At 31.1% G+C, this 6,078-nt stretch carries 5 protein-coding genes and 1 pseudogene; all 6 read left to right on the top strand.

The window, feature by feature from the left end; all coding sequences use genetic code 11:
* Positions 1 to 477, top strand: a pseudogene (locus tag ACHZDT_RS20710) (DNA repair protein RecN); the annotation flags it as partial.
* Between the two features lie 107 nt (positions 478 to 584).
* Entirely contained in the window at positions 585 to 1,775 is a 1,191-nt protein-coding gene (gene fabV / locus ACHZDT_RS20705) for an enoyl-ACP reductase FabV (RefSeq protein WP_394776602.1), read from the top strand.
* 126 nt (positions 1,776 to 1,901) lie between these two features.
* Positions 1,902 to 2,900, top strand: coding sequence for a glycosyltransferase (locus ACHZDT_RS20700; protein WP_394776601.1), 999 nt, complete (start codon positions 1,902 to 1,904; stop codon positions 2,898 to 2,900).
* A 1-nt stretch (position 2,901) separates the two neighbouring features.
* Positions 2,902 to 3,498 carry a dephospho-CoA kinase gene (coaE, locus tag ACHZDT_RS20695; protein WP_394776600.1) on the top strand — a complete coding sequence of 199 codons (597 nt, stop codon included), beginning with the start codon at positions 2,902 to 2,904 and terminating at the stop codon, positions 3,496 to 3,498.
* A gap of 59 nt (positions 3,499 to 3,557) precedes the next feature.
* Entirely contained in the window at positions 3,558 to 5,144 is a 1,587-nt protein-coding gene (locus ACHZDT_RS20690; protein WP_394776599.1) for a sensor histidine kinase, read from the top strand.
* 3 nt (positions 5,145 to 5,147) lie between these two features.
* Complete coding sequence (locus tag ACHZDT_RS20685; protein WP_065449593.1) at positions 5,148 to 5,864, top strand: response regulator transcription factor; 717 nt, start codon at positions 5,148 to 5,150, stop codon at positions 5,862 to 5,864.
* Positions 5,865 to 6,078 lie beyond the last annotated feature (214 nt).

Below are 6,078 nucleotides of genomic sequence, written 5' to 3'. Positions count from 1 at the left end.
AATATGGAACTATTGCCATCAGAAACTTATTTTCAAAATGGGAAAGAAGAATTGCAATTTTTATTTTCTGCCAATAAAGGAACCGATTTTGGCTTGCTTAAAAAAGTTGCATCAGGAGGAGAAATGTCTCGTATTATGTTGGCGGTTAAAGCAATTCTTGCACAATATTCAAAATTGCCAACTTTAATCTTTGATGAAATCGACACTGGAGTTTCCGGAGAAATCGCGATAAGAATGGGAGAAATAATGAAAGAAATGAGTGCAACAATGCAAATTTTTGCCATTACGCATTTACCTCAAATTGCTGCCAAAGGAGATTCACACTTTAAAGTTTTTAAATCTACAGTTGATGATGATACACAATCAGAATTGAAGCTTCTGTCTCAGGACGAAAGAGTTATAGAGATTGCCCAAATGTTATCAGGCGCAGTAGTTTCAGATTCGGCTTTAAATCATGCTAAAGCCTTGTTGAACTAAAGAAATAATTTATATTTGTCATCTTAAAGCTAATTAAACAAAACGTAAAATAAGTCAATCGTGTTGTTAACTAACGGTTAACCAAATCAACGAATAAATAAAAAAATATGATTATAGAACCTAGAATGAGAGGATTTATTTGCTTGACATCACACCCAAAAGGTAGCGAGCAAAACGTTAAAAATCAAATAGAATATATAAAATCAAAAGGACCAATTGTAGGTGCAAAAAAAGTATTAGTTATTGGTGCTTCAACAGGTTTTGGATTAGCTTCAAGAATTACAAGTGCTTTTGGATCTGATGCTGCAACTATTGGAGTATTTTTTGAAAAACCGCCAGTTGAAGGAAAAACAGCTTCACCAGGATGGTATAATTCTGCTGCATTTGAAACAGAAGCTCACAAAGCAGGTTTATATGCAAAAAGTATCAATGGAGATGCTTTTTCAAACGAAATTAAAAGACAAACTTTAGACTTGATCAAAGCAGATTTAGGTCAGGTTGATTTAATAATCTATAGTTTGGCTTCGCCAGTACGTTTGCATCCTGTTACAGGAGTTTTGCACCGTTCTGTTTTGAAACCAATCGGACAAACTTTTACAAACAAAACAGTTGATTTTCATACAGGAAATGTAACAGAAGTTTCAATTGCTCCGGCAAATGATGAAGATATTACAAATACAGTAGCTGTAATGGGCGGTGAAGACTGGACAATGTGGATTGATGCATTAAAAGCTGAAAATTTATTGGCAGATGGCGCTACAACAGTTGCTTACTCTTATATTGGGCCATCATTGACAGAAGCAGTTTACCGTAAAGGTACAATTGGTCGCGCAAAAGATGATTTAGAAGCTACTGCATTCTCAATCACAGACAGTTTAAAATCAATAGGAGGAAAAGCTTATGTTTCTGTAAACAAAGCATTAGTTACGCAAGCAAGTTCTGCGATTCCGGTAATTCCGTTATACATTTCTCTTTTGTATAAAATCATGAAAGAAGAAGGGATTCACGAAGGTTGTATCGAGCAAATCCAACGTTTGTTTAAAGATAGATTATACTCAGGTTCAGATGTTGCTGTGGATGAAAAAGGAAGAATCAGAATCGACGATTGGGAAATGCGTGATGATGTTCAGGCAAAAGTGGCTAAACTTTGGTTAGAAGCTACAACTGAAACATTACCTTCAATTGGAGATTTAGCCGGATATAGAAATGATTTCTTAAATCTTTTTGGATTTGAATTTGAGGGAGTTGATTATACTGCGGATACAAATGAAGTTGTTGAAATTGAAAGTATCAAGTAAATAAAGAAAAAATACCATTATATATAAAAACCATTCGTCACGACGAATGGTTTTTTTGTTAATAAAACATATCTTTGTTAAAATTTTGAAATTAAAAATTGCTACTTTAATACCGCACATCCCGTTATGATTTTTTCTTTAATTATACCCGTGTATAATCGCCCAGATGAAGTTGATGAACTTTTAGAAAGTCTCTCAAAATCTGATTATAATGAAGCCTTTGAAATTGTTCTTGTTGAAGACGGATCATCAATACCGTGTAAAGATGTTGTGATGACCTATCAAGGAAGACTAAACATTTCATATTATTTTAAAGAAAATTCAGGTCCTGGTGATTCAAGGAATTTTGGAATGCAGAAAGCAAGAGGTGATTATTTTATCATTTTTGATTCTGATTGTATTATTCCGGCTAATTATTTGACCGAAGTTCGAAAAGCATTGAACGCAGGTTATGTAGATTGTTTTGGAGGACCGGATAAAGCATTAGATAGTTTTTCTGATATCCAGAAAGCAATTAATTTTGCAATGACCTCTTTTCTTACCACAGGAGGAATTCGTGGCGGTTCTGAAAAAATAAATAAATTTCAGCCAAGAAGTTTCAATATGGGAATTTCAAAAAGAGCATTTGAAGCATCAAAAGGCTTCGGAAATATTCATCCTGGCGAAGATCCTGATCTTTCTATACGTTTATGGAACTTAGGGTTTGAAACCAAATTGTTTACAGAGGCGTATGTTTATCATAAAAGAAGAATTGATTGGGAAAAATTTTCAATTCAGGTAAATAAATTTGGGATCGCGAGACCTATTTTAAATAGTTGGTATCCAAAACATAATAAGTTAACTTTTTTCTTTCCTACAGTATTTATCTTAGGTTTATTGTTAGCTTTTTTACTATTAATATTCAATTTTGATTTATTATTACAATTATATTTCGTATATTTCGTTATAATTTTTCTTACAGCCAGTGTTCAAAATAAAAGCATAAAAATTGGATACTTATCTGTAATTGCAGTATGGAAACAGTTTTATGGTTATGGAACAGGTTTTTTAAAATCTTTCATAAAAATTATTCTTTTAAAGAAAAAACCACAAGAAGCTTTTCCTCGTATGTTTTTTAAGGTATAATATGACAAAAGTGATTGGCTTAACAGGCGGAATAGGAAGTGGGAAAACCACAATTGCAAACTATTTTGCAGAAATGGGAGTTCCTTTATATATTGCTGATGATGAAGCCAAAAAAGTAATGCAGTCTGAAAAGATTGTAGAACAAATAAAAACAACTTTTGGAAATTCTCTTTTTGAAGATGAAATTTTAAACAGAGCAAAATTAGCTGAAATCGTATTTAGCGATAGGGATAAATTAGCAGAATTAAATGCAATTGTACATCCTGCCGTAAAAGAAGATTTTAAATTTTGGCTACAGCAAAATAGAAAACATGACTATGTAATTTATGAAGCTGCAATTTTGTTTGAAAGTGGTCGTTATAAAGAATGCGACGTCATCATAACAGTTACTGCGCCGGAAGAAATTAGAATAGAAAGAGTCGTCAAGCGAGATAATACCACACGCGAACAAGTTTTAAGCAGAATGAAAATGCAATGGAATGACGAAAAACGGATTTCTTTAAGCAATTTTGTAATTAATAACAGTAATCTTAAAATTGCTAAAGAAGAAGTTGTTAAAATTCTTAAAATTTTAAATATAAAACAAAATCAGTCTTAAATGTTAATATTTGGTTAATGTATTATTTAGTATATTGTTAAAATATTAATTTTGTTGCGATGAATAAATTATTTTTTAGAATACTTGTTTTACTAATGAGTTTGTCCTTAATAGGGATTATTCTGGTACAGGTATATTGGTTCAACTCTTCGTTTAAAAACAACGATGAACAATTTAAATACCACGTTACACAAGTTATCGGTAATGTAGCAGATAAACTTGAACAGCAAGAAGAATACAGCTTTTATGATAAGTACAATCGTATAAAAGACAGTACTGGTAAAACTCCTAAAAAAGAAGATCTGTTAGAAGTTCTTTATGTTCAGAGAAATACAAAAACAAATAAAACAATAGTTTATTCGAACACTCTTACATCTGAAGATTATGATATAAATGGTTCATTATTTAATAAAAAATTTAGTAGTGAAAGATTTAAAAATTTCAGTTCAAAAAGAGTAACAGAAGTTTACAATAACAATAACGGAATAGATAACAGCGCCTTAGGTCAAAGTATTATTCCGGACTTGAAAATTGAAAAATCAGGTAGTTTAGATATCTTAAATAAAGTACAGCAGCAAATTCAATATAAAGACGTTGCTTCACTTACACCTATAGAGGGAAGAATTACAAAAGATAAACTTCAAAAACTTTTAAAGAAAGAACTAGAAGAATATGGTGTAAAAACCAAATTTGAATATGGTGTTCTTAATAGTGGTCTTGCGACAAAAGTAAAGTCTGACGGATTTCATTATGATAAAGATGCAAGTTACCACGTGCCAATTTATACTGATAATGAAGGAAATAGCAAATATGAGTTATTTATTACTTTCCCGCATAAAAAGAAATTTTTATTGTCTGAATTGTTGAGTATCACAATACTATCAATAATTTTTACATTAATTATAATAGTTGCCTACACAAGTGCGTTGAATCAATTACTACGTCAAAAACATATTTCTGAAATCAAAACAGATTTTATAAATAATATGACGCATGAGTTTAAAACACCAATTGCAACCATAAATTTAGCACTTGATGCGATAAAGAATCCTAAGATTATTGAAGATAAAGAAAAAGTATTTCGATATCTGCAAATGATTCGGGATGAAAATAAAAGAATGCATGCACAGGTTGAAAACGTGCTTCGTATTTCTAAATTAGAAAAAAGAGAATTAGATATTATAAAAGAGCCAACTGCAATTCATGATATAATTGATGATGCAATTGAACACGTAAATTTAATTTTAGAAGACAGACACGGAACAGTTGTCAAGCACTACAATGCTGCAAGAACAACTTCTCTGATTAACGAAGTACATTTTACAAACGTATTGGTTAATATTTTAGAAAATGCTATAAAATATTCACCTAATATTCCAGAAATTGAAATTTTTACAGAAAATGTTAAAGACATGATCTTGATAAAAATAAAAGATAATGGTTTAGGTATGAGTAAAATAGCTCAAAAAAGAGTTTTTGAAAAATTCTATAGAGAACATACCGGAGATTTACATAATGTAAAAGGACACGGTTTAGGCCTGGCTTATGTAAAAAGAATAGTAGAAGACCATAATGGTCAAGTATATGTTGAAAGCGAAAAAGGAAAAGGTAGCACCTTTATAATAAAAATACCATTAATAAATTAAAATATGGAAAATAATAACAAAAGAATACTTTTAGTAGAAGATGACCTTAATTTTGGGGCAGTTCTTAAAGATTATCTAATGTTAAATGACTTTGAAGTTACTTTAGCTAAAAACGGTATGGAAGGTTTCGAGAAGTTCAAGAAAGATGTATATGACTTATGTATTCTTGACGTAATGATGCCTTATAAAGATGGTTATACTTTAGCCAAAGAAATTAGAGAAAAGAATAGCGAAGTACCAATTATCTTTTTAACAGCAAAATCTATGAAAGAAGATGTGCTAAAAGGATACAAAGCTGGTGCTGATGATTACCTGAATAAACCTTTTGACTCAGAAGTTTTATTAATGAAAATCAAAGCTATCATTCAAAGAAAATCTGCGGATACAAAAGCGGAACAAGTTCAGTTTGAGTTTAATATTGGTAAATTCCACTTAAATTCTAAACTTAGATTCTTAACATTCGAAAGCGACGAGCCAATAAAATTATCTCCAAAAGAGAATGAATTGCTTAAAATGTTGATTCTTCATGAAAATGATTTAATGCCAAGAGAATTAGCATTAACAAAAATCTGGAGAGATGACAACTACTTTACTTCAAGAAGTATGGACGTTTACATCGCTAAACTTAGAAAATATCTAAAAGCAGATGAAGATGTTGAAATCCTAAACATTCACGGTGAAGGTTTCAGATTAGTTGTTAAAAGCAAAGTTGCAGAATAAACAAAATTCACAAAACAAAAACATAAAAAAGCTCTGAGAAATCAGGGCTTTTTTTATGCATAAATTTTGTAAAATCTTACCAATAGTAAGCATCTTGTCATTGTCTGACTGAGCGAAGTCGAAATCATTGTCTGACCTCAGTGAAATCGAAAAGCATTGTCAGGCTGAGCGAAGTCGAAGTCCCGTTTACTAAATCACTTTGCGGGACTTCGAC

The sequence above is a fragment of the Flavobacterium sp. genome (assembly GCF_043722275.1).
In the GTDB taxonomy this organism is placed as follows: domain Bacteria; phylum Bacteroidota; class Bacteroidia; order Flavobacteriales; family Flavobacteriaceae; genus Flavobacterium.
This window is presented reverse-complemented; position numbering and strand designations above follow the sequence as displayed.